20 protein-coding genes and 1 tRNA gene are annotated in these 22,589 nt (G+C 64.3%); 11 read left to right on the top strand and 10 right to left on the bottom strand.

Features of this window, described 5'->3' with window-relative positions; genetic code table 11:
- Positions 1 to 4 precede the first annotated feature (4 nt).
- Entirely contained in the window at positions 5 to 787 is a 783-nt protein-coding gene (locus tag Amac_RS50115) for an alpha/beta fold hydrolase (RefSeq protein WP_155361492.1), read from the top strand.
- 37 nt (positions 788 to 824) lie between these two features.
- Here Amac_RS50115 and Amac_RS50110 read toward each other — a convergent pair whose 3' ends face one another.
- A complete protein-coding gene (locus Amac_RS50110) occupies positions 825 to 1,265 on the bottom strand; it encodes a hypothetical protein (RefSeq protein ID WP_155361491.1) in 441 nt (146 codons plus the stop codon).
- A gap of 98 nt (positions 1,266 to 1,363) precedes the next feature.
- On the bottom strand, positions 1,364 to 1,807 hold the full coding sequence (locus Amac_RS50105) for a MarR family winged helix-turn-helix transcriptional regulator (protein WP_155361490.1): 444 nt from the start codon (positions 1,805 to 1,807) through the stop codon (positions 1,364 to 1,366).
- Between the two features lie 73 nt (positions 1,808 to 1,880).
- Here Amac_RS50105 and Amac_RS50100 point away from each other — a divergent pair, with 73 nt between their 5' ends.
- Complete coding sequence (locus Amac_RS50100) at positions 1,881 to 2,312, top strand: winged helix DNA-binding protein (RefSeq protein WP_155361489.1); 432 nt, start codon at positions 1,881 to 1,883, stop codon at positions 2,310 to 2,312.
- A gap of 35 nt (positions 2,313 to 2,347) precedes the next feature.
- On the opposite strand, the gene Amac_RS50095 is transcribed toward Amac_RS50100, so the two are convergent.
- The 4 genes from Amac_RS50095 to Amac_RS50080 form a co-directional block, all read right to left on the bottom strand.
- A complete protein-coding gene (locus Amac_RS50095; RefSeq protein ID WP_155361488.1) occupies positions 2,348 to 3,133 on the bottom strand; it encodes an SDR family NAD(P)-dependent oxidoreductase in 786 nt (261 codons plus the stop codon).
- Positions 3,134 to 3,161: 28 nt separating this feature from the next.
- Positions 3,162 to 3,962: an alpha/beta hydrolase gene (locus Amac_RS50090; protein ID WP_155361487.1), complete on the bottom strand. Its 801-nt coding sequence runs from the start codon at positions 3,960 to 3,962 to the stop codon at positions 3,162 to 3,164.
- A 40-nt stretch (positions 3,963 to 4,002) separates the two neighbouring features.
- On the bottom strand, positions 4,003 to 4,758 hold the full coding sequence (locus tag Amac_RS50085; protein WP_155361486.1) for an alpha/beta fold hydrolase: 756 nt from the start codon (positions 4,756 to 4,758) through the stop codon (positions 4,003 to 4,005).
- A gap of 62 nt (positions 4,759 to 4,820) precedes the next feature.
- The gene (locus tag Amac_RS50080; RefSeq protein ID WP_155361485.1) at positions 4,821 to 7,571 is read right to left on the bottom strand and encodes an ATP-binding protein; all 2,751 of its coding nucleotides are present in this window, start codon (positions 7,569 to 7,571) and stop codon (positions 4,821 to 4,823) included.
- A 403-nt stretch (positions 7,572 to 7,974) separates the two neighbouring features.
- Here Amac_RS50080 and Amac_RS50075 point away from each other — a divergent pair, with 403 nt between their 5' ends.
- The gene (locus Amac_RS50075) at positions 7,975 to 8,823 is read left to right on the top strand and encodes an alpha/beta fold hydrolase (RefSeq protein WP_155361484.1); all 849 of its coding nucleotides are present in this window, start codon (positions 7,975 to 7,977) and stop codon (positions 8,821 to 8,823) included.
- 232 nt (positions 8,824 to 9,055) lie between these two features.
- Here the strand turns inward: Amac_RS50075 and Amac_RS50070 are convergent, their stop codons facing one another.
- Complete coding sequence (locus tag Amac_RS50070; RefSeq protein WP_155361483.1) at positions 9,056 to 9,232, bottom strand: hypothetical protein; 177 nt, start codon at positions 9,230 to 9,232, stop codon at positions 9,056 to 9,058.
- Between the two features lie 274 nt (positions 9,233 to 9,506).
- Here Amac_RS50070 and Amac_RS50065 point away from each other — a divergent pair, with 274 nt between their 5' ends.
- The 5 genes from Amac_RS50065 (at position 9,507) to tnpC (ending at position 16,169) form a co-directional block, all read left to right on the top strand.
- Positions 9,507 to 9,875, top strand: coding sequence for a DUF6247 family protein (locus tag Amac_RS50065; RefSeq protein ID WP_155361482.1), 369 nt, complete (start codon positions 9,507 to 9,509; stop codon positions 9,873 to 9,875).
- 413 nt (positions 9,876 to 10,288) lie between these two features.
- Positions 10,289 to 10,843 carry an RNA polymerase sigma factor gene (locus tag Amac_RS50060; protein ID WP_155361481.1) on the top strand — a complete coding sequence of 185 codons (555 nt, stop codon included), beginning with the start codon at positions 10,289 to 10,291 and terminating at the stop codon, positions 10,841 to 10,843.
- Entirely contained in the window at positions 10,836 to 11,786 is a 951-nt protein-coding gene (locus tag Amac_RS50055; RefSeq protein ID WP_155361480.1) for a hypothetical protein, read from the top strand. The genes Amac_RS50060 and Amac_RS50055 overlap by 8 nt, the downstream gene beginning before the upstream one ends.
- A gap of 846 nt (positions 11,787 to 12,632) precedes the next feature.
- Complete coding sequence (locus Amac_RS50050) at positions 12,633 to 13,967, top strand: PIN-like domain-containing protein (protein ID WP_155361479.1); 1,335 nt, start codon at positions 12,633 to 12,635, stop codon at positions 13,965 to 13,967.
- A 735-nt stretch (positions 13,968 to 14,702) separates the two neighbouring features.
- The gene (tnpC, locus tag Amac_RS50045) at positions 14,703 to 16,169 is read left to right on the top strand and encodes an IS66 family transposase (RefSeq protein ID WP_155361478.1); all 1,467 of its coding nucleotides are present in this window, start codon (positions 14,703 to 14,705) and stop codon (positions 16,167 to 16,169) included.
- Between the two features lie 465 nt (positions 16,170 to 16,634).
- Here tnpC and Amac_RS50040 read toward each other — a convergent pair whose 3' ends face one another.
- On the bottom strand, positions 16,635 to 18,434 hold the full coding sequence (locus Amac_RS50040) for a hypothetical protein (protein ID WP_218041752.1): 1,800 nt from the start codon (positions 18,432 to 18,434) through the stop codon (positions 16,635 to 16,637).
- Between the two features lie 9 nt (positions 18,435 to 18,443).
- Here Amac_RS50040 and Amac_RS55705 point away from each other — a divergent pair, with 9 nt between their 5' ends.
- Positions 18,444 to 18,647 (top strand): hypothetical protein, encoded by a 204-nt coding sequence (locus tag Amac_RS55705; RefSeq protein ID WP_218041751.1) that lies wholly within the window; start codon positions 18,444 to 18,446, stop codon positions 18,645 to 18,647.
- 545 nt (positions 18,648 to 19,192) lie between these two features.
- Here Amac_RS55705 and Amac_RS50035 read toward each other — a convergent pair.
- On the bottom strand, positions 19,193 to 20,893 hold the full coding sequence (locus Amac_RS50035; RefSeq protein WP_170323057.1) for a helix-turn-helix domain-containing protein: 1,701 nt from the start codon (positions 20,891 to 20,893) through the stop codon (positions 19,193 to 19,195).
- Positions 20,894 to 21,203: 310 nt separating this feature from the next.
- Between Amac_RS50035 and Amac_RS54260 the strand changes: the two genes are divergently transcribed.
- Together Amac_RS54260 and Amac_RS54255 are read left to right on the top strand one after the other, a co-directional pair.
- A complete protein-coding gene (locus Amac_RS54260) occupies positions 21,204 to 21,563 on the top strand; it encodes a hypothetical protein (RefSeq protein ID WP_170323056.1) in 360 nt (119 codons plus the stop codon).
- Positions 21,564 to 21,696: 133 nt separating this feature from the next.
- Entirely contained in the window at positions 21,697 to 22,239 is a 543-nt protein-coding gene (locus Amac_RS54255) for a GntR family transcriptional regulator (RefSeq protein ID WP_170323055.1), read from the top strand.
- Positions 22,240 to 22,396: 157 nt separating this feature from the next.
- On the opposite strand, the gene Amac_RS50025 is transcribed toward Amac_RS54255, so the two are convergent.
- Positions 22,397 to 22,481, bottom strand: a tRNA-Tyr gene (locus tag Amac_RS50025).
- Positions 22,482 to 22,589: the final 108 nt, after the last annotated feature.

Genomic DNA, 22,589 nt, shown 5'->3' with positions numbered 1-22,589 from the left:
CGAAATGCCCACAGTCACCTCAGCCGACGGCACCACGATCGCCTACGAGCACACCGGCGCCGGACCCGCGCTCATCCTCGTCGACGGCGCCATGTGTTACCGCGCCGCAGGGCCGATGCGGCCACTCGCCGCGCTCCTGCGGGACAACTTCACCGTCTACACCTACGACCGTCGCGGCCGGGGTGACAGCTCGGACACCAGGCCGTACGCGACCGCCCGCGAGGTCGAAGACCTCCAAGCCCTCATCGCGGCAGCCGGTGGCCAGGCATACGTCTATGCCATCTCCTCCGGCGCGGCTCTCACCATGGCTACCGCGGCGATCGATCCGCGCATCACCAAACTGGCACTCTACGAGCCGCCGTTCATGGCCGAAGCCGGAGACGACACCCGCACCAAGGAGTACACCGAACGGCTGAACGAACTGCTCGACGCCGGGCAAAAAGGTGACGCCGTCGCCCTTTTCATGAGGCACGTCGGGATGCCTGCGCCGGTTGTCGACGGTATCCGGGCACAGCCCGGCTGGGCCATGCTGGAGGCGATCGCCCCCACGCTCGCCTACGACGATCAACTACTCGCCGGCGGCCGGGTGCCGCGTGACCTGGCTTCGACGATCGCCGTTCCGGCGCTGGTCCTCGCTGGCGGGGCCAGCCCACAGGCGCTTCAACAGGCGGCGAAGGCCACCGCGGACGCCTTGCCCACAGCAACCCACCGCACACTCGACGGCCAGACACACGACGTGTCCCCCGAAGCACTCGCCCCCACCCTGACCGAGTTCTTCGGCACCTGACCCGCAAAGGGGACTGACGACCGCGTCCCGGACCGACCTAAGGGGTCGCTCCGGCCTCAAAGGACCTAATGAACGCCTCGGCATCCGCAGCGCTCAGGTCCTTTTCGCTTCGCACGAGGAAGATCGCTTGCTTGCGCTTATTCTCGTGCAGCAAAGCACGGATACTGTCCGATAGATCATCCGGCCAACGTCCCGGAAAGTCCGGCACCAGGTGACCACCCCGCAATACGTTGGCGACTTCAGTCGCTTCCTGCCGGGATACCTGGCTCTCCTCCGCGATCGTCTTAACGGCTTCGGCGAACTTGCCCGCCTCGATCAGATCATGCGCGCGGGCTTGCACCTCAATGGGAGTCATCATCCATAACGCGACGTGCACCCGCACGACGTTCCGACGTGATCGCCAAGCACGAACTCCAAGCAAGACAAGTAAGGCGACAAGAACAACCAGGAGAGCCTTCACCGGATCAAGATCGAACATATCGTGAGCGTAGTAGCACGCCTATCCGTTCCGGGAAATACACCGGCCCGATGCCCCTCAGCTTGATCTTAATCTCCGTCATCGGGTCGGTGCTCGCGCTATTGGCCCTTGAGCTCCGTCAGCAAACGCAGTAGCGAAGCTCGCAACGCCTCCAACTCCTCCGGGCTGGTCAGCTGCGCCCAGCGCTCTTCGACACGCGCGGCGGTCCCGTGCGTGACCGGTTTGACGGACGCGCCGCGCTCGGTGGGAAACACCAGCCTGGATCGGCGATCGCGCGGGTTCGGACGGCGCTCGACGTAGCCCATGCGCTCGAGCTGCTCAACCGCCTCGGCCATCGTCTGCTTGCGCACCCGGGCGAGCCCGGCAAGCTCCGAAACGCTGATGCCCTCCGCCGACAGGAACGGAAACACGTTCGCATGCGCGGGGCGCAGGTCACCGAATCCCGCTTCATCCAGCGCAGCATCGATGTCCTGGGCGTAGTGCTGGTAGAGCAGCCGCAACAGGAGCCCGATCAGCGGACGGTCGGGAAAGTTCGCTTCCATGGGATAGACAGGCACCTGTCTACTTGCTTAAAGTGGTCAGGAACCTGTCGATCCTACTGGGACGGAACCCAACATGACCACACCCCAGGTCTCCTTCGGCCAGACCCTGGCCTTCGCCGAACGCACACTGACGACCGCACTCCGCCTCCACCTCGCCAAACGCCAAACCACCCCCGAGACCTGGTACGCCCTGCAGCTGATCGCCACACGCGGACCGAGAATTACCCGCCAAGCGCTGAGCCAGGACCTTGAAGGCTCACGAACCCTGAACGCCGACTCCACACGAGAACTGCTCGCTCGCCTTGAAACCGAGGGCCTGATTCACGGCCACGCCGAACTCGACCTGACTACCGAGGGAGAGACTCTGTATCGCAGCCTCCGCGAGTACGTCACCGGCTCGACGACCCAGCTCCTAAGCCAGTTCAACGCCGACGACATCAATACGACCATGCGCACCCTGCAGGCGATCACCAAGCAGGTGTCGGAGGAACTCGCCGCCAGCTAGGACGTACAAGACGGGTCAGGCCTGACGGCAAGGACTCAGAGGGTTTTGATGAGGCCGCCGTCGATGACGAAGTCGGCGCCGGTGACGTTCCCGGCTCGGCCGCTGGACAGGAGCAGCACCAGGTCGGCGATCTCCTGCGGGTGAGTGAACCTGCCGGTCTCGGCTTGGGCGGCAGCCTGCTTGGCCACGGCTTCAGGATCACCGCCGCCGGCTCGGGCGACCATCGCGGCGACGCCTTCCTCGCCGAGCCACAGGTCGGTGGTGACCGGGCCGGGGCTGATGGTGTTGACCCGGATGCCGTGGGCCCCGACCTCCTTCGACAGGGCTTTGGAGAAGTTCGTCAGGGCCGCTTTGGCGGCGCTGTAGTCGATCACCCCCGGGTCGGGCAGGAAGGCGTTGACCGAACTGGTGGTCACGATGTTGCCGCGCCCGGCTGCGAGCATGGTCGGCAGCGCGGCGCGGGTGGTGCGTACCGCCGCCATGAGGTTGAGCGTCAGGGACTGGAACCACTGTTCATCGGTGATGTCCAGGAACCCGGTCAGGCGCGGCGAGACCGCGCCGACGTTGTTGACCAGGATGTCGATGCGCCCGTGTTCCAGCGCGGCGGCGACGAGGTGAGCCGGGCCGGCCGCGGTGGCCAGATCGACCTCGATCGCCTGCACTTTTCCGGTTCCGCGCAATTCCGTCAGTTCAGGCGTGCTCCCGCGTGACCCGGCGACGACGTGTACTCCCTCCGCTGCCAACGCCCGGGTGACGGCCAGTCCGATTCCCTTGCTGGCACCGGTCACCACCGCGATCTTGCCGTTCAGGCCCAAGTCCATGAGATCCCCTTTCCTGACGACTGCGGGTCTACAGGTCGTTCCTGGTGAGCCAGGTCAGGCAGGCGTCGGCGACTTCACGCCAGCCGTGGTCGATGGTCAGCGAGTGGCCACGGTCGGGGAATGTGTGCAGCTCGGTGATCGCGGTGGAGTTCCGGTACTGCTTGAGCGTCGCCTTGGTGACGGTCACGGGGACGGTGTGGTCCTTGCCGCCGGCGATCAGTAGCAGCGGCCCCCGGGTGCTGTTGCCGGTGTTGACCTTCGCGGGCGAACGGGGGGAGAAGTTGGCGGCGGCGGCCTCGAACAACGGCTTGCCGGGTGCCGGGATGGTCCAGCGTTCGTACAATTCAGCGGCTTCCTGAGCCGGGATGGCGTTGCCGAACGCATAGGTGAACTGCTCGAGGGTGAGGGAGACGGCCCGGCGCTTGTTGGCCGGATTCTTGAACACCGGCACGGTCGCGCGCAGCGCCGACAACGGCAGCGGCAGCACGCCCTTGATCTGGGCGGCGTCGATCGCGATCGCGGCCGCGGCCAGATCCTGCCCGAGCAGCTTCTGGGCGATCATGCCCCCGAAGGAGTGGCCGATCAAGATCGGCTTGACGTCCAGGGCATTGATGATCTTCGTGTAGTGCGCGACGACGTCGTCGATCCCATGGTTGGCGATGCTGCCGGGTTCATTACGGGAGATTTTGACGGTCTCGCCGTCGCCCGGCCAGCCCGGAGCGGCCGGTGCGTAGCCGGCGGTCGTGAACAGCTCGGCCCAGGAAGACCAGGAGGTGGCGTGCAGCCATAGGCCGTGGATGAAGATGACGGGAGTGGTCGTTGCGGTCATCGGTTGCTCCTCTAGCCGTCTGTGGACGGCACGTGGGTGCTCATGAGCGGGTGACGTTCTTGACCGCCTGGGCCGCGGCGGTACGGATGTGCCCGGCGACGGCTGCCGGTTGCGACAGCGTGATCGCGTGCGACCCGTCGACCTCGATGGTGTCGGCGCCGGCGCGCTCGGCCATGAAACGCTGGGCGGCGGGATGGATGGCCTGGTCGGCGGTCGCGACGACGTACCAGGACGGCAAGGTCTTCCAGCTCGCGCCAGGAGAGCTCTCCTCGAACGCCACGGCGGCGATGGGGCGCTGGGCCGCGGCCACCACCGAGGTGAGGCGTTCGGGCAGGTCGGCGGCGAACACCGAGGGGAACCTGTCGGTTCTGAGGTACAGCTCCATCGCCTCCTGGCCGTCGCCGGTACGGAAGACGGCCGGGCGCAACGCCTGGCCCAGCAGGCTGTCGGGGAAGCGGCCGGTGAGATCCAGCACGCTCTCCCCCTCCTCCAGGGCGAACGCGGTCACGTAGATCAATCCGACCACGTTGCCCGCCTGAGCTCCGGCCTGGGTGATGACCACACCACCGTAGGAGTGCCCCACCAGCAGGACCGGACCGTCGATCGCGTCGGCGACGCCGGCGAGGTAGGGGGCGTCGGTGTCCAACCCACGGAGCGGGTTGGCCACCGCGGTCACCGGGATCCCGGCTGCCTGCAGCTCGGCGATCACGCCCGCCCAGCTCGAGGCGTCCGTGAATGCGCCGTGCACCAGCACGACGGTCGGCGTGCTGCCGTTCTTGAATTCCCGCGTGGTCATGCCACCAACGTAGGAAGCTTCGTGTGGGCCTCGCGAGCGTCACATGACTGCGTCACCGAGCGTCATCCGGCTGATGCGCGCAGCGCTGTGCTCAACGCCGATCGCGAGGTGACCTCCAGCTTGGGGAAGATCCTGTAGAGGTGGGAGCTGACGGTGCGATGCGACAGGTAGAGGATCTCGCCGATCTCCCGGTTCGTCAGGCCGTCGGCCGCCATCTGGGCGATCTGCAGTTCCTGCGCGGTGAGCACGTCGCGCGCTTCGCTGCTGCGGCTGCGGCTGCTCTCGCCGGAGGCACGCAACTCCTTGCGCGCTCGATCGCCCCAGGGGATGACCCCCAGGGCGTCGAACGTCTCGCGGGCCGCGCGCAGAGGCGCTCGTGACTCGGCCGTACGCCGCCGACGCCGGAGCCATTCGCCGTAGGCCAACTGCACCCGGGCCCGTACGAAGGGCCACCGCCTCAGGTCCGCCCCGAGCGCGGCTTCGAAGTACGGCTCTGCCGTGGCGTCGTCAGCCAGGACCGCCCGGGCGTAGCGCAGGTCGGCGTGCAGGGCGGGCGACGGCGTTGTGAGCGCCACTGTCTCCAGCTCCGCCACGATGCCGTCGATCGCCCGGCCCTGACCGCTGTGCACTGCGGCCTCCGCGAGTTCGGCCACGGAAAAGCAGCGCAAGGCCAGGTGGAAGGCCGGATCGGCGGGGTCGTGCATCCGTCGCAGGTGATCGTAGGCGTCGGCGTAGTGTCCTTGCCCCAGCGCGGCGAGCCCGCGCGCGAGCTGCACCGTGGCCAGTACCGGGACGGCGCCGATGGGCAGGGCCATCTGCTCGGCACTCGCCGCGAGGCTCTCCACGCGATCCTGCTCGCCCCGCAGTGCGGCGAGCATCGCTCCCGAGGCCTGAGCGAGGGCATGCATCAGCGGCTGGGAGGTCTCATGTGCCAGCCGGACGGCCTCCTCGGCCGCGGGGATGGCCACGCTCAGGTCGGCAAGCCGTACCGCGCTCCATGCCTGAGCACCGAGGTCTCGTGCCAGGCCACTGAGCCGGCCCTGCGCCCGCAGGGCCGGCAGCGACACGGCGCGGAATTCCTCCGACAGGTCCAAGGCTCCCACCATCAGCGCCGAACTGCCGAGCAGGCGGGCTGCCTGCCAGTCACCGGTCGGGTGCGCGGCCAGGTAGCGCAAACGGTCGATCACGACCTTTCCGCGCTCGATCGGAGCCGCGAACGCCAAGATCGTTAGGAGCCGCCCGTCCAGGTCGTCGATGGGCAGGCTCTCGGCCACCGTGACCACGCGTTGCCGCGACTGGTCATCGGTATGCGCCCAGAAGCACCGCAGCGACGCACTCGACAACAGCTTCAGCGCGAGGTCGGTGTTCCCTTCCGCCGCCATGGTCTCGGCGAGGTCGGCCAGTGAGCGCGCTGCCGCACTGCCGTCGCGGATGCCGTCCTCGAAACTCTCCCTCGTCCACACCATCCGGGCCCGCTGCTGCGCCGACGGCTTCATCGGCTCGGCTTCGCCCAGCAGCCGTACAGCGATGTCGCGCCGTCCCAGCTCAGCGGCGTGCTCAGCGGCCCGAACCAGCCGTTCACATCGATGTGCGGGAACCTCACTGAGCCTGGCGGCGTGCTCCAGCGCCGCCAGACCGGACAACCGGTCGCCCCGGCGCCGCGCGCGTTCGGCCGCGGCCTCCAACTCGGAAGCGATGACCTCATCCGGCCTGGGGGTGGACGCCGCGCGGTGCCAGACGCGACGGTCCGGCTGGCCCGCGAGGACCTGCGCCAATGCGCGGTGCCCCACGTGCCGCTGGGAGATGCTCGCCCCCTGGTAGATCGCCGAGCGCATGAGCGGGTGCCGGAACCGCAGTCCGGCTTCATGCACATCAACCAACCGCACGCTGGCCGCGGGCGCCAGATCCGCCAACGTGACCGGCCCGCCGGTGATCACCGCGGTGGCATCCAGGGTTTCCGAAAGGGCCGCGCCATCGTTGAGCGCGGCCACCAGCAGCATGGTCCGGGTGACCGACGGCAACCCCGACATGCGGGCGGTGAAGGTCTGTTCCAGGCGGGTGGTCAGCGGAAGCCAGCCCGGTGGCAGGGCTCCTCTCCCGCTCTGCTTGTCCGCGGCGATCGGCAGTTCGACGAGAGCCAGGGGGTTCCCCGCCGCCTCTGACAACAACCGTGTACGCACCGCCGGGGCCAGTGCAGGGCTGTACGCGTCCAGTAATGCGGTGGCAGCGGTGTCATCGAGCCGATCGAGGAACAACTCCTGCAGCCCGGCCTCATCAAGAGGGCTGTGGAAACCGTCGCGTATCGCGGCCAGCAGCACAATCGGTTCGGAGTCCAGCCGTCGCGCGACGAACGCGAGTACGTCGGCGCTAGCGCGATCCAGCCAGTGGGCGTCCTCGACAAGGAGCAGGACAGGCGAGCGGGCAGCAGCCTCGCCCAGGAGATTCAGCGCCGCCAGGGCAATGAGGAAACGGTCCGGTACGCGCGCATCGGTCAACCCGAACGCCGCCCCCAACGCGTCACGCTGTGGGGCAGGCAGTTCCCCGATCTCGGCGCGAACCGGAAGCAGCAGCTGATGCAGACCGGCGAAAGGCATGTGGGTCTCTGATTCCACACCGACGGTCCGAAGGATCCGCATCCCCCGAGCCGCCGCGATTTCCGCCGTATCCCGCAGGAGGGCCGACTTTCCGATCCCCGCCTCGCCCCGTACCAGCATCGCCCCGCCGCCATCGCGGACGCTTGCCACGAAATCGCCGAGACGCCGTTGCTCGGGCTCCCGCCCGAAGAGCGCCGTCACCGGCTGGCCTGCTGACATATGAAATCCATGATCGCTTGAGCCAGTACCCTGCCAAGCGAGCGGACCGCCCGCCGCAGGGTCCCACCCTGTGTTTGTCCTGGACAATGCGCAACATAACGCTCGGTGACACAGTCACCTGACGCTCGCGGGGCACGTGAGCCGATTCCTACGGTATGCCCATGAACGCACAGTGCTCATGGAGCAGCAACCCCACCAGACGGTCGACAACTGTGTGGCCCCCGTGAAGGGATCGTCGGGCGCCTGCTCACATCAGCCAACGCCTCAAACGCAGCTGTCAATAGCCGCGCATTCCTGGGGTTTCGGTGAGCAGAGGTCGCGATCAATTAAGGGCACGGCGAAATCCCGCACTGCCTCAGCGCCTCGCGTTGAGAACCTCAGCTCACACCAAGGAGATCCGCCCATGCCCACACACGAGTCCCCGATTTCCCGGCCGAGAGTTCGGATCACGCTGCCCGTGATCCTGGCCGTTCTGGCCATCCTGGTCGCGGCCGTCTCCCCATCGGCCGCCGCCTCCGCATCGGCGGACCGGCAGCGGGTCAAACCGACCGTGGTGCTGGTCCACGGCGCGTTCGCCGACGCTTCGAGCTGGAACGAGGTCATCGCCCGGCTCCAGATCGCGGGCTACCCGGTGATCGCCACCGCCAACCCGCTGCGTGATCTGAGCGGCGATTCGGCCTACCTGTCCAGCATCGTCTCCACTATCCCCGGGCCCGTCGTCCTGGTCGGCCACTCCTACGGCGGGGCGGTCATCTCCAACGCCGCCACCGGCCATTCCAACGTCAAGGCGCTGGTCTTCATCGCCGCATTCGCCCCCGACGAAGGCGAGTCGGCACTCGACCTCTCCGGCAAATACCCCGGCAGCCTGCTGCCCACCAGCCTCATCACCCGCGAGTTCCCCCTGCCCGGCGGCGGGACCGGCACGGACGCCTACATCAACCCGGCCAAGTTCCGCGCCGCCTTCGCCGCCGACCTGCCCGCCCGAGACACCGCTCTGATGGCCGCCACCCAGCGGCCCGCCTCCCTGGCCGCGCTCGGCACCCCGAGTGGTACGCCCGCCTGGAAGAACATCCCCTCCTGGTACCTGGTCGCCGGAGCCGATCAGGCCATCCCGGCCGCAGCCCAGTGGTTCATGGCCAAGCGCGCCGGCGCGCGCACCAGCGAGGTCAAGGGAGCCTCGCACGTGGTCATGATCTCCCACTCTGACACCACCGCCGCTCTCATCACGGCGGCGGCCCGCGCCACCTCCTGATCCCGCCACCCCGGTCCGTCCCGAAGCTATGAGATCGCGCCGTCCCAGGGACGGCGCGATCTCCATGCTTGTCGCTCCGTCCTCATCCTCGAGGGGGTCGAACCGCTTGACCCTCATCACCACGGCGCTCGGCGGGACGGCCAACCTCTGGCAGCTCACCCACCGCCTCCCTCGACTTCGAACCCCGTCTCACCAACATCCTCCAGGCCACGCCACAGGCCCCACCGTCGTGTCAGCCGGTCACGGTGGTGCGGCTCCCGCGGACGGCATCCCACGCCAGCGGGAACAGGGGCTCGATGACGTGTCGCTCCGGGTCCAGAGCGACCGCCCATTTGATCGCCAGCTGGGCGGTACCGTGCAGGCCCGACAGCATCCAGGACAGGCCCTGGCCGGCGGTGCGGACGGCCACGGCCGCGCCATCGGGGCCGGTGTAGTAGCGCTTGCCCGTGATGGTGCCGCCGCTGCCTCGATCTCCATGGCGCCGAGGTAGAGGGTGTTCGTCCCATCGGGTACGTCATCCCGCACCAGCCAGCCGAGAAACCGGTTCAAGATCCATTCTGTGACCGCCAGCTTGCGGCTGTTGGTAGGAAAGTGGGGCGGGAGCCAGCCCAGGTAGCCGCTGAGCTGACTCTCGCAAGTCGGCTCGGTAGACGTGCAGGCCGTACAGGGAAGGGGGAGCTGGCATGACCGCTCAGCCCTACGGGCCCGGCCCCAGGCTGGCTCCACAGAAGATTCGTGCCTCACTACACGCCGACCGAAGCCCGCGCAACATCCGCGCCTGCCTCCCCGAGGACGACCACGCGGCGTTCGACGCCGGGTACCGCGAGGCCCTTCGCCGGGCCGCGGACGAGTTGGACCTGACGCCTGTGCACGAGTGTGTGGAATCCTGGCGGTGGCTGGCCATCCTCAAGGCCGATCCCGCCGACTACGCGCGAATGATGCAGACTGCCGATCGCGTCCAGCAGCTGGCTGAGCGCGGGGAGCCGAGCGGCGGTATCGCCTTCGACGACGCGTTTGCCGAGCGGCTGCGCGCCCGCGTCACCCGGGCATAGGGCCGACGGCCCGCAACGTGTACAGCATCGAATTCGACCCAATCGCCCAGGCACAAGCCGACGCAACCCGTTCCTTGAACTACGGGCACTCCTGGAGCTGCAGCCGTGGGACGGACTGCCGTTCAACCCTGAGAACCCCAAGGCCAACATGCTGACCCAGATCTTCGGCAGCGCGGGCATGGCAACTTACCTCGTCGTAGAACATTCGCGTCTGGTGTATATCGTCCGGATCGAGTGGCTCGGCTGACGGAGAGTCCCAATCGATCGGATATCTCCCGAACTCCGTGTCAACGTGGCTCGACGCCGGGGCTCTGGCGCCCCAAGTTGCCGAGTGGGCTGACGTGAACCCTTCGGGCGGCTCGCGGTGAAAGCAGAGCAGCAGAGCAGCAGACCGCACCGCCCGAGAGGATCCCATGAGGGAAGCCACCGCGACGGCCCGGGACAACGACCTCGTTCGCGCGTCCCTGACCGACCCCGAGTGCTTCGCCGCCCTTTTCGATCGGCACGCACCCCATCTACACGCCTACATCGCCCGCCGATTAGGCCCCGACGTGGCCGACGACGTCGTCTCCGACACGTTCCTGGACGCCTTCCGCCGCCGCCACGTCTACAACCCCGACCACACCGACGCCCGGCCGTGGCTCTACGGCATCGCCTCCAACCTGATCGGCAAACACCGCCGCCGGGAACGGGCCCGCTACCATGCCTACGCCCGCAACGGCCCCGACGAGACGATCGCCGCCCTCGTCGAGGAGGGTGTCACCACCCTGGCCGTGAACCGGCCCCTGCTGCGCGCCTTGGCCGCGCTGAAACAAGGGGACCGCGACGCGCTGCTGCTGGTCGCCTGGGCGCAGTTCACCTACGGGGAGGTGGCGCTGGCCCTGTCGATTCCCGTGGGCACGGTCCGCTCCCGGTTGAACCGCGCCCGCACGAAGATGAAGACCGCGCTGGAGGCCGCCGATGCGTGAGCTGGAGACCCTGTTCGAACGCCCTCCGACCACCGAGGCCAACCTGGCCGCCGCCCGGGCCCGTTTCGTGGACAGAGCCGCGAAGAGCCGCCCCCGGGGCTGGAAGAGGCTGGGCCCGTTCCTGGCGGCGCTGGCGACCGCGCTGGTGGGCATGACGGTCGCCGTGTTCCTTCGGCCGGTCTCGGTCGGCCCTTCGCCGCAACCCGAGCCGCCACTGCTGAGCGGCGCGGAGATCCTGCGGCGGGCCGCCGACCTGGCCGAGGCGCAACCGCTTTTGAAGGCAAAGCCGGGAGAGTTCAGGTACGTCCGCGCCGCTGCGACGACACGAGGCCCCAGGGGAAGCACCATCCACATGACGTACGAGGTGTGGACACCTGCGGACGGCGAAGGGCTCTGGCTCGACCGCCAGACGACCGAAGATGTGGAGACGCTGAACGAGGAGACGCTGAACCCCGTCCTCTGCCCGCACCTGCATCCGCCTTCCTGGCCGACGGACCTGAACTATCACATCACCAAAGGGATCGCTCCCACATACGCCAACAAGTTCGAGAACATCACGAGCGAGATTCGGCTCGCGGCGGCCTACCCGCTCCAGACGGCAGGCCTACTGCGGGTAGCCGCGGAGTTTCCCGGCCTGATCGTCAAAGGAGGGATCAAGGACGCCGCCGGGCGGCCCGGGGTGTCGGTCGTGGTCGACACCGTCGGTGACACCAGCTCCCAGGAACTGCTCTTCGATCCGCGCACCTACCGATTCCTGGGAGTGCGCACCTTATACCTCGGTGAGACCATGAAGGACACCTTGAATCCCGGCAAGTTCCTCAAGAAGGGCGATCCGCTGGGCAGGTGGGCGCTCCTGTCAGTCGGCGTCGCCCAGGCGCTGCCAGCTCGCGAGGACGGGATAAGGCGGTACCAGGCCCCGAAGGATCCCTGTCCCGAGATCTGACAGACGGGACAGGGCGCCCTCCGGAAGATCCGGAGGGCGCATCCCGGCCCAGTTCCCCACGACCTGAGAACGACGACGCGGCTCTGCTCGACCAGCTCCGCGACGCCCTGACCCGCTACGTCATCCTGCCCCGGCCCGAAGCCGCCGACGCCGTCACCCTCGGGATCGCCGCCACCCAGGCCCAACCGGCCTGGCACACGCGCCGCGCCTGGTGATCCGCGCACCCGAGAAGCGGTGCGGAAAGTGCGACCTAGCAGACGGCGTGAACGTGCTACTGCGCGTCTACGCGAAGTGCATCCACGGTCAGACGGGTGAGGCGATGCGCCGGATCTCGGAAGCCACCGCCTAGGGTCCGGAAACTTCTCCGCGTATAGCCGTAGATAGCCACCTACGGCCGTAGACAGCCGGACAAACGAGAACGGCCCTTGACTGGCATACGCGCTAGTCAAGGGCCGTTTCTGCTGTTGGTGGCAGGTCCAGGATTCGAACCTGGGTAGGCTGAGCCGACGGATTTACAGACCAGTGCCTTCAACTCTCTGACCTGCCGAGTCCTCTTAGCAGGAGAGTCTCCGGGAACACATAGGGAAGAGAACCATCCCACTGCGCGCAATGGGAATCATGGGAGCCCCACTGAGCCCGCGCGGGGCAACCTGAGCAACCGGTCGCCGTCACGTCCATCGCCAGCTCCTGACGGCGCTCCCGGCGGCGAGCGAACAGAGCCCGCCAGCTCCCCAGGCACAGGTCTCGATTTAGCAGAGATTGCAACCATTCTTGGAACATAAGCCATGCTTAGCGCTACCATCTTGGGGCTGATTGATAAACCGTAAAGCAGAGGGCGGAACAAGGATGGCCGATCTCGATAGTGCATTTCGTGAGTACTATCCTCCGGCAGAGGAACAGCGCCGTACGGTCATGACCAAAGGTCTCGTTTGCCTGGACACGAATGTCCTATTAGACGCCTACCGATTCGCACCGCAGGCGCGCGAAGAGCTATTGAACGTGCTGGAGAAGTTGGGTGGCCGATTGTGGATTCCCTATCAAGTTGCGTTTGAATTCCACAAAAACCGCATCAGCGTAATCGGCGATCAGGCGAAGGCGTACATCTCGGTGCTCGATGCCATTGAAGGCATTACCGAGTACTTCAAGGAAAACGTTAGTGATAAAATTAGGACCCTAGGCCGAACCGTGGCCCTAACTCAGGAGGAACAGCAGAGAATCCTTGAGCTTATCCCCGAAAGCATTTTCGTCGCATGGCAGGCGATCGATGATCTTAAGACCCAACATGGCATATCGCTTGACATGATTTCAGAGGACCCCGTTCTCAAGCGCCTAGAAGGACTTCTCAAGGGGAAGGTTGGTGAACGGCCAACACCCGAGGCTGAACAGCGAGCGCGAGAAGAGGCTAAGAGAAGAGCTGCCGAGAACATCCCACCGGGTTTTGCAGACCAAAAGAACAAGGCGGATAGCAGTGGGGATTATTTGGTCTGGTCCCAGGTGCTCGAAGAAGCCAAGAGCAGAAAAATGCCCATCCTCTTCGTTACCAGAGACACAAAAGACGATTGGTTTCGAAAAGAAAAGGGGCGGACCATCTCCGCTCGCCCCGAGCTAATCAGGGAGGCAAGGGAGATAACAGGGAATGATCTCGTTATTATGGAAACTCGATCATTTCTATTTCATTCACGGGAATATCTGGATGCGACAGTAAGTGATGAACTTCTGAGTCAGGTCGAAAAGCTGCCCGAGGTTGAATCTAGACCGGAATTCGAGGACGTTGCCAGCATAACTACATCCGCACATAGGGCGCTACTTAAAGCTTGCGACCTGCTTCAGGATCGCCTTAAAGATGAGGGGGCGGTTATTCAAGAATGGATCGATTCACTCATTGAAACTCAAAGCGATGCCGAATTGACTTACGAGGAAAAGAGTGAATTGGTTGAAAAGCTATCTGAACTCTATGCTCGGAGCCGCGACGTGCTCGACAGGACCTCCGAATTAAACGACGTACGCATATCTCTTCTGGAGCCCATATCGCGCAACTCGAATAGCCTAGTTTTTCACCGCGATATTTTGGCTACCATCATAAACGTATTAGGACCCGTGCAAAATCGCGGATCTCACCTCACCCTACTGGATGGTCGAATTTCCATTCCCAAGGGGGGAATTGGAATTAAATTGCGCTAGCTGTAGTCAATTCGACCGACGTGTTACGTATTCCTAGATCTAGCGTTTTATGTAGCCAGCCTCCGGGGTGCTGGTTCTCGCCGGCTGATTTACAAGGCCGTAGCGCGCGAAAATCAAATAGCCATACAAGATCAAGCCCAAACTCCGAATCTATGCCGACTCATGAAGTCGACTAGATCCATGATCGGCGGTCCTAATCGTTCTGTCCTCTATATCGAGAGTCCAGTCGATTCGCGTTCCAGATATGTGGACTTCCCGTACGATCTCACTTGATTCTGCCACCATATGCAGAGTGGACTTCATCGCAGAAAGGCTTAGATCGAAGGCTTGTGCAAGTGAAACGACACTTTCGACGCTACAGAAGTCGATTCCGGAAAGTAGAATGGTCTTGTATGGGCGAGGGACATATGGCACAGCCCGCCTATCCAAAATGTGGGTCACATCGCCCAGCCTTCCGCGCGTCGCTACATCGTGAGTGTGTGGATCAAACCATCGCACCTCGATATCCACATCTCTATAGCGGGAAAGTTCCGCAACGTGATCTGGGTATGCGACGCTGGCAATTAGTCGTGTAAGGATCGACTTTCCGCTTGCGTTCGGCCCAGTAATAACATTGCGCATTCCAAGCGCAAAGTATCCATTCACGCCCATTGCTGATCGTGTCGGGTTTGGGGTAGACGCGCCGGTTTCACGGTGATCGTGGATGGTGTGTGGCAAGGCTCGTAGTTTGAGCTTGTGTCCGGCCCCCAGGAGCTCAGCCGTGAGGAGCTGCTGGCTGCCGTTGACGAGCTTCGGGTTTCGCTCGCGGAGCGGGATGCGGTGATCACGGCGTTGCTGGCCGAGGTCGAACAGCTGAAAAGGCGGGCGGGGATGGACTCCTCCAACTCCTCGATGCCGCCGAGCTCAGACGGCCCGGCAGCGCGGGCTAAACGCGGCAGGAAACCGAAGAAGCGCTCGCCCCGGCCGCGCGGCGGGCAGGCCGGCCACGAGGGGCATGCGCTGGCCTGGCGGAGCGATCCGGATCAGATCACTGTCCTGGCTCCCGAGGCCTGCGCCGGGTGCGGCCAGGTGCTGGCGGATCGGGACGGGAAGGTCGTCACGCGGGTGCAGATGTTCGACACTGCGCCGGTGAGACTCCAGGTCACCGAGTACCGGATGGTTGAGGTGACCTGCCCGGCCTGTCGCCGGGAGAACCGGGCGGCCACTCCGGAGGGGCTGGCGGGGCCCTGTTGTTACGGCCCGAACGTGCGCGCCGCCACCGCGCTGCTGGCCTGTGCCGGGCATATGAGTATCGAGCGGGCCGCGGATCTGATGGGCGTGCTGCTGGACGCGCCGGTCTCGACGGGGTTCACCGGCGGTCTGGTCAAACGGGTCGCCTCGCGGCTGGGTGGGTTCGAGGCCGCGCTCAAGGAGCGGCTGCGGGCTGCGCCGGTGCTGCACCACGACGAGACTCCGGCGAGGGTCGCCACCGACGATGAGGATCGGCTGCTGTATGTCTATACCGCCCGCGCCGACCGGCTGGTCTGGTTCGGCGCCGCCGACAACCGCGGCCATGACGCCCTGGATGGGTTCGCCATCTTGCCCGGCTATCGGGGCACCCTGGTCCGCGACGATTACGCCGGCTACGCCAAGTACGACAAGGACCTGGCCGCGGTGCAGCTGTGTTGCGCGCATCTCCTCAGATCGTTGCGCGGGATCGGCGAGTTGGATCCCGACGGCAGCCGGGTGCAGCGGTACTGGACCGAGCCGGTGATGAGCGCGTTGACCGATGCCAAGGCCGCGGTCGCCAAGGCCCGGGCCGATGGTGCCACCGCCCTGGACGGCCAGGTCCTGGATGCTCTGCGCGCCCGTTATGACGACGCGGTGGCCTGGGGAATCGCCCCCAACGCCTGCCGCGACTGGCCCACCGGCCGACATCCCGGCTACACCCTGGCCAAACGCCTGCACGCCCGCGCCGCCCAGGTGTGGCGCTTCACCGTCGACTTCGCCGTGCCCTTCACCAACAACCCCGCCGAGCAGCCCCAGCGGATGGTCAAACTGCAGATGAAGATCGGCGGCTGCTGGCGAAGCGTCCGTACCGCCGCCCGCTACTGCCTCATCCGCTCCTACCTCGGCACCGCCCGCAACCATGGCATCCACCCGCTCGACGCACTCCGCGACGCGCTGGCCGGAAACCCTTGGATGCCACCGCAAACGGCCTGATCAATCACAGGCGTGAATGGATACAGCGCAAAGTGCCGGCCTGCAAGCGAAGCTGGCGCGGAGTTCACGGCAATAGACTCGACTAGACCATATCTGTCCTGCGGCTCGCCGACTAGTTCGGCACCTTTCCTCGCTTCATGCAACCGCTTCCAAGCTTTGAGCTGGGCTGCTGAAAAAGCAGTATTATCGTCAGAGTCAATGATCTTGCCGTGAGAGTAGCAACACCAGATGCCGTTTTCAGGCGCGCTGCGCTCGGAAGCCGATAAGTCGCCGGTACCACGCGGCCCCCCTGGCGATGCTGCATATATGTGCGCAGCCATGCCGCCATTCATCACTTGGGTGGCACCAGACCCCGGACCCACGGTTAGCCGGCCGCAGTTTAGCACTGAACATTGATAGCCTGCCCGCTCCGCAATAATCCGACGGGTGGCTGAAGAGAAATCTGCTCGTTGGCTCATTGTCACGCTAGCTAGCTGGTAGGTCGAGAACATCAAAGAATGCTCTGTTACGTTGGTTCGCAACGCTAAGTAGCCTATCAAAGGATATTACTTCAATGTAGGCATTGAAGTGCTCGTGGTAGCCGAAATAGCCCATGCCATCGTCGGTGGGGTTCAACCGGTGCATGGTGCAACGAGACAAGATTGACTTGGTCAGGTCTGCGATTATATAGCAGAACCCAGGAAGCTTGTTGGCTCCTGGAATTGGTCTACCCTTTGCCGTTCGCACGCCGCCCTCACGTACGCGCTGCAGGTAGTTTAGGCATTGCTCAATGGGGTCCTTTTCTCCCGTCGCTGCGTCGTTTCGCATAGGACGCTTTATCTCAATAACCGACAAAGAGGCCCATCGAGGGCTATCGCCTTCTGTAATGAGAACAGGTGTATTGCACGTCTGTAGAGCCAGAAGATCTGGCTCCTTAGTTGAGGTTGACCCTGTGATCGGCATTGCTCTAAGCGGCTTATCCGAAGCAAGATAATTGTGGAATGCCAACCGCTCGTCGATTATCCACAAATTGCTGGCGCGGTGCGCGCTATCATTGGATGTCGTTCGCATTGGCATAATCAGGTTATGAATGAGATCCTCTCGGCAGTATGAACCATTGGGCTGTTGTTGAATGACATGCGCAAGCAGATCCAAGATGAGCTTGCGCCTTGATACGTAGGCCGCCAAATCAGACTTCTTGACGTCCTCGACTTTTGCGAGATATTCGTCGAGTTTCTTCGCGTAGTCCTCGTCGGTTAGGTTGAGTATCGTATTCTCAAGAACCTCTTGTCCCTCGCGTAGTACTTCTGCCTCTAGCTCCGCCAACCTCTTATGTAGCTCAAGCTCCAGGTCCTTGTCGCTCAAGCTTGGGTCCAGATTAAGACCCTTCTCATCGATTCTCCGCAGTACCGGCCTGTACCGGGGCGCCTTGCTGCTAACAAATTCTTCGACCCTATCTCTGCCTCTGTCTCGCGCGACTGTTAGGCTGTCTGCAAGATAATTCTCGACTTGCTTAAGCACCAGGTCGCGGATCTCGGAGCGCGACGGCTCTTCTTCAAGGAGCGCCTCCTGGACGTTGTCCTGCTCATCGTCAGCCACTCCTGACGCTACTTCGTTTAGATTGAAGTCCGTCCTCTCGGGCCGTACACGTTCATCCAAGAAGTCCGAGGTAAGGTAGCCGGAATACGTAAACTCACCTTCGGTATCAATAAGTGAGCCATGAAGGCCTGCGATCTTTCCGGAAATCCCCTCCGCTATAACGACGCGATTCGCAGCACACCAGTTTAGGGTGGGCGAAGCTTTTACGTTTGCCTTCAGTTTTATATGAACCACATAGAACTCTTTGTTCCCGATAAGGATTCGATCACTCTTGGAGCTGGACCTCATATAATCACTGAACATCACATTCAAATCGATCGTATCGGGACCATCGAAGATTACAATATTAGGCGCCCCACCTTCGCGGACGAAGTACCATAGGCAGTGCTCCAACAAATCTCTCGCTATTGTTGACCCTTTCTTTCGGGAACTTTGCTGATAGCTCGCACCGAAACCCGCAAGATTAATCTCAGCAAAGGTCTCGCCACGCTCTACGATGTTTTCCTCATGGCTGGTAACGCCATCCTGCGCTGTGAACCGGAAACTTCTTTCCTTTAGGTGGTTGCCCTCTTTAAAGATGCTTGATATCTCTACGTTTCGAAAGGCTTTGAGCCAAAGCAGCCTGCCGACCCCTCGACAACCTTGATTCAGCTTATATTCGCTGTCGAGAGTCTCGAACGAGACCATGTTTGCTGAATGGAATCCAGCACCATTGTCTCGAATACGGAAGCCGATGATTGGCTCTTGTGGCAGCCTTCCATTTATTCTCATATCAATCGCTTGCTGAGGCGACCGGATAATATGAACGGCTATATAGCCCTTGGTGGCGTCATCATAGGTCGCGTCGACCGATTGAATCGAATTTACGACTGCCTCGAAAAGCGGGAAAAGGCCATGTGACTTCGGAAGCAAAGTATTCCGGAGTCGTCCAGATAGGGATGTATTGATCACGGAGCCGCTCCCAGAGATTCAGTGACCGCCAGTGTATTGGTCTCACCTCACCGTCGAGGGGAAGCGCATACATTCGTACCACATCGGACATGCTTACCCCGTAGGAATGCGCGAGGCGGGTAACCGTCGATCACTCCCCAACCAAGGGCGGTGATCAGCTGGAGCGGCTGATCGTAAGTGTCGAACGGAAGCTGCTCGGGCTCATGGTCCAGCTTTGCATCGGCGGTCGGCGTAAGGCGAAGAACCTCAAAGGGCCACGAGACCGGTCGGTTGGCATAGCGACCTAGTGGGCGGTGGCTCGTCGCTGGGGTCGGCGAGTTCGTTCGGCAACGGTGGCGGTGCGGGTCAGCGGGACGGCCCGGGTCGCAGCCGGCCGGGACCGGCGCCCACGCCGCACGCCCGGCCGGCGTGCGGCAGAGGGCCGGTTACGGCGGCGCGGCGCGCCGCCGCTTGATTACCTATGAGCCCAATTCGGCAGTACACCGCTTTGGGAGCTAGTCGAGAAGTTCGGGGCGTCGCGTGCCCAGGGCGAAGCGGGCGGTCACGTAGCGTTCGTGAAATTCCTGTGCCAGGGCTTCTCGTCGGTATCGCTGGAGTAGGAGTCTGTCGAGGTCTCCGGCTCGGTGGACGAGGTCGGTGAGTGAGCGGCGGTCGATGTCGAATGCGGCCATGCCTTGGCTTACCGCTGCGTCGAGGTCTCCGCGTCTGGCGTGGACGATACCGAGGTCCAGGTGAGCGTCTGCGACTCGCATGGGGGCGTTTGAGGTGCCGTCGGGGCGGGTGTGCATCTGGATGGTTTCCCGGGCGTGTTCCTCGGCGCGGTCGTTGTCTTCGAGCCAGGTGTAGGCGGTGGCGGCGTAGAACATCCATTTGGCGTGGTCGAAGACGAAGTGGTGGTCTGGATGTTCGGGGATGGGCAGGAGGGCGAGCGCGTCGGCGCCACGTGTCAGGGCGCGGTCGGCTTCGCGGCGGTCGCCGATGCGGGCCAGGCCGCGGGCTTCTTGCAGGGTGAGTTGGACCATGGCGCTGCTGGTTCCGGCGGCGGCCTGGCCCATGCGTGCGGATTTGACCACGTCTTCGTAGCGGCCTTCGACGAGGGCGAACCAGGCCGACATTTCGTAGGCCCAGCCCATGAGTTCGCCGTGGCCGACCTGGCGGCCCATCTCGTAGGCGGCTCGGCGGGCGGTCTCGGCCTCTTCCCGTTCCCCGAGGTCGTAGTGCACACAGCCCAGGAGGGCGGCGAGCCATCCGGTGATGACCAGGAGTTCGCGGTGCTGGTCGAGTGTCACTCGTCCGGACAGCAGCCGCGTGATTTGGGTGAGGCGCTTCCTGGTTCGGTCGCGGAGGGTGGCGGCCGGCACGACTGGGTAGGCGCGGCACAGCAGGTCGACGGCTTCGGCGAGCGCTTCTAAGGTGCCGTTGCCGAGGTCGGAGGCTTGCAGTTGCTGGGCGAGTTCCATCGTGCCGTACAGCTCGGCCTCGGCGCGGAGCGCGTCAGGCGGCAGGATCTGGCCTTCGATGAGGCCGGTGTGCGTGCGCCGGTCTGGGGAGAATCCGAGTTGTTCGGGTGGGCGGCCGGTGGCCTGGGTGAGGGCGAGCCTGAACGGAAGGCTGGGCCAGGCGACGTCGCCTATCTCCCATTCCCGGATGCGTTCTTCGTCGACGGAGAGGCGCTCGCTTCGGCCGACCGGGGTTTGGTTGATCCACTCGGCCATCTCGGCTCGGGTCAGCTGGCGTTCGTTGCGCCAGGCGCGGAGTTGGATGTTGGGGATGCTGGCGGACATCGTCGGGCGGTCGTCTCGCTTGGGATCTCGCATTACTTCCCCCTCGCGTGGTCCCTGGACGGGATCCAGGCTAGGCGGGGTGGTCAGCGGGGCGAATCCCTGGCTGTCATCCCGGCGTGGGATGGGCACCTGAACGGGCGTGCGGGGGGCGAGGCCGAGCGCCATCCGTGCGATGTCGGGCATCTCCAGGCCGTCTGCGATGCGTTCGATGACTTCGAACATGGTGACCTGCTGGCGGCCGTTCATGATTTCGCTGATCTTGCCTTGCGAGGTGCCGGTGAGGCTGCCGATGGTCGTTTGCGATAACCCGGCGTATTGGCGCAGGAGTCGGAAGGTTTGGCCGATGTCGCGGGCTCGGAGGGCGGCGAGCATGTCGGGCCGTTCCCAGAGTGAGCCGGGGATCTGAGGCATCGGGGGCGGTTCCCTTCGCGCAACCTGGAGCGGCCGTGATCCATCGTGCATGTCTGGTAACCCATCACGTCAAGGGATACCAGGCAGAGATGGGCGGGATGTAAGGAAAAGACAACCCTGGATCCATGGTCAGCCAAGCATCGCAAGCGACGGACCAGCCGTGTCCGTCTTGCTCGAATCGGGGATGGAAGTACGCCACGCCTCGGCGGGGGCTGGTTGCCGGGCGGGGCGCGGCGGGATTTCGCGTCAAGGTCGAGTGGCTGAGGTGTCAGGGAAGCGGCGCGGTTGAGCCGGACGGCGAGTCGTCGTGATGTCGGATCAGCTGGTGCATTCCCTCTGGTGGGGCGGCTCATCTCCGGGAGCGGCCCTGGACGGTCATGGGGCTGCGGAGTTGCTGCGGACGGTGCTGGTCCAGCATTACGGGATCGTCACCGATCTCCACGCAGGGCATGGGGTGGCGTTCCTGTCGGTGTGGGCTGATCTGCTGGTCTGGAGTAACGGCCGGTGGTTTTGGTGGACAGCGGGGCGCGTCTCGGCCCTCGGGCGGCCCCTCTACGCGGTCAGTGCGGCGTTGGATGTCGGCCTGGCCGCTCGGCGGGTGGCGCTGCGGTACGACGTGGTGCGTCGGGAGCGGCCGTTGCCCGGCTACCGGCTGCCCAACCCGCAATAGGGAACCCCGTCGGCCCGGGTTGACATCCGGATCGTGCGGCATCGTCGGTCAGAGCGCGGCAAGACGCGCTCCCTCTTCTTCTCTTCTGTTCCTTTTGCCTCGCTGTCGCGGGGCCTTCGTGATTGGAGTGATCGTGTCCGTTCCTGCGAAAGACGAGCAAGCCTCTTGGTTGGCTGCTTGCGTCGAAATCGACCGGAACGCTCCGATCAAGGTGTTCCGGCAGGTCGCCAACATTCTGCGCGACAGTATCAAGGCGGGAGACCTGGCTGCGGGGATGCCGGTTCCCAGTGAGGCCGAGTTATGCCGCCGGTTCGGGGTGGCTCGGGATACCGCACGTCTGGCGTTGCGGGAACTGCGCGAGGAAGGCCTGATCGTCCGCACGCGGGGCAAGCGCTACTACGTCGCTTCCGCCGATGGGGAGATGCACCCGGCGCTGCGGGGGATGCCCCGGTATCGGAAGATCGCCTCTGCGGTGGCTCAGGCGATTCGATCGGGCCGGTTCCCGATCGGCAAGGCCATTCCCAGCGAAAAGGAGATGGCCAAGGAGTACGCGGCCAGTAAGGGCACGGTCCGCAGAGCGATCGACTATCTGCGTCAGGAAGGCTGGGTGTTCACGATCGCGCAGTTGGGCAGCTTCCCGGAGTCTGAGGACAAGTGGCCGGACTGGGACGTGTGAGATTGCACAGGTGAGGGGTGGGGCTGGGGAACTCCTGGCGGGATTGGCTCCCGGGAAGCGGGTGACATAGCTAAGCGGGCACCGGGTGGCCTACGGCTGCATATCCCCGAGAACGCAAAGAGGCCCCGAAAAGGGGCCCCTGAGCTGCATCTTTGGCTGGTGGCAGGTCCAGGATTCGAACCTGGGTAGGCTGAGCCGACGGATTTACAGTCCGCTCCCTTTGGCCGCTCGGGCAACCTGCCTTGTCTTCCGCTTGCGCGGTGACAGGTAGAAGAATAGCGGACTTCGCGGGTGCTCGTGACACCGGTTTGCAGGCGGTGGGCGGGGTGGGTGGTGGGGGGAAATGAGGG

The organism is Acrocarpospora macrocephala, from assembly GCF_009687865.1.
In the GTDB taxonomy this organism is placed as follows: domain Bacteria; phylum Actinomycetota; class Actinomycetes; order Streptosporangiales; family Streptosporangiaceae; genus Acrocarpospora; species Acrocarpospora macrocephala.
Note: the sequence above shows the minus strand (reverse complement) of the source record. Positions and strands in the feature narration are given on the sequence as shown.

Coding starts and splice junctions, on each gene's coding strand:
- Amac_RS50050 (WP_155361479.1), top strand. CDS start 12,633: ATGGCCGATCTCGATAGTGCATTTCGTGAGTACTATCCTCCGGCAGAG.
- Amac_RS50060 (WP_155361481.1), top strand. CDS start 10,289: ATGAGGGAAGCCACCGCGACGGCCCGGGACAACGACCTCGTTCGCGCG.
- Amac_RS50100 (WP_155361489.1), top strand. CDS start 1,881: ATGACCACACCCCAGGTCTCCTTCGGCCAGACCCTGGCCTTCGCCGAA.
- Amac_RS50075 (WP_155361484.1), top strand. CDS start 7,975: ATGCCCACACACGAGTCCCCGATTTCCCGGCCGAGAGTTCGGATCACG.
- Amac_RS50090 (WP_155361487.1), bottom strand. CDS start 3,962: ATGACCGCAACGACCACTCCCGTCATCTTCATCCACGGCCTATGGCTG.
- Amac_RS50110 (WP_155361491.1), bottom strand. CDS start 1,265: ATGTTCGATCTTGATCCGGTGAAGGCTCTCCTGGTTGTTCTTGTCGCC.
- Amac_RS50105 (WP_155361490.1), bottom strand. CDS start 1,807: ATGGAAGCGAACTTTCCCGACCGTCCGCTGATCGGGCTCCTGTTGCGG.
- Amac_RS50035 (WP_170323057.1), bottom strand. CDS start 20,893: ATGCCTCAGATCCCCGGCTCACTCTGGGAACGGCCCGACATGCTCGCC.
- Amac_RS50080 (WP_155361485.1), bottom strand. CDS start 7,571: ATGTCAGCAGGCCAGCCGGTGACGGCGCTCTTCGGGCGGGAGCCCGAG.
- Amac_RS50095 (WP_155361488.1), bottom strand. CDS start 3,133: ATGGACTTGGGCCTGAACGGCAAGATCGCGGTGGTGACCGGTGCCAGC.
- Amac_RS50115 (WP_155361492.1), top strand. CDS start 5: ATGCCCACAGTCACCTCAGCCGACGGCACCACGATCGCCTACGAGCAC.
- Amac_RS50085 (WP_155361486.1), bottom strand. CDS start 4,758: ATGACCACGCGGGAATTCAAGAACGGCAGCACGCCGACCGTCGTGCTG.
- Amac_RS55705 (WP_218041751.1), top strand. CDS start 18,444: ATGGAATCCAGCACCATTGTCTCGAATACGGAAGCCGATGATTGGCTC.
- Amac_RS50055 (WP_155361480.1), top strand. CDS start 10,836: ATGCGTGAGCTGGAGACCCTGTTCGAACGCCCTCCGACCACCGAGGCC.
- Amac_RS50065 (WP_155361482.1), top strand. CDS start 9,507: ATGACCGCTCAGCCCTACGGGCCCGGCCCCAGGCTGGCTCCACAGAAG.
- Amac_RS54260 (WP_170323056.1), top strand. CDS start 21,204: ATGTCGGATCAGCTGGTGCATTCCCTCTGGTGGGGCGGCTCATCTCCG.
- Amac_RS50040 (WP_218041752.1), bottom strand. CDS start 18,434: ATGGTCTCGTTCGAGACTCTCGACAGCGAATATAAGCTGAATCAAGGT.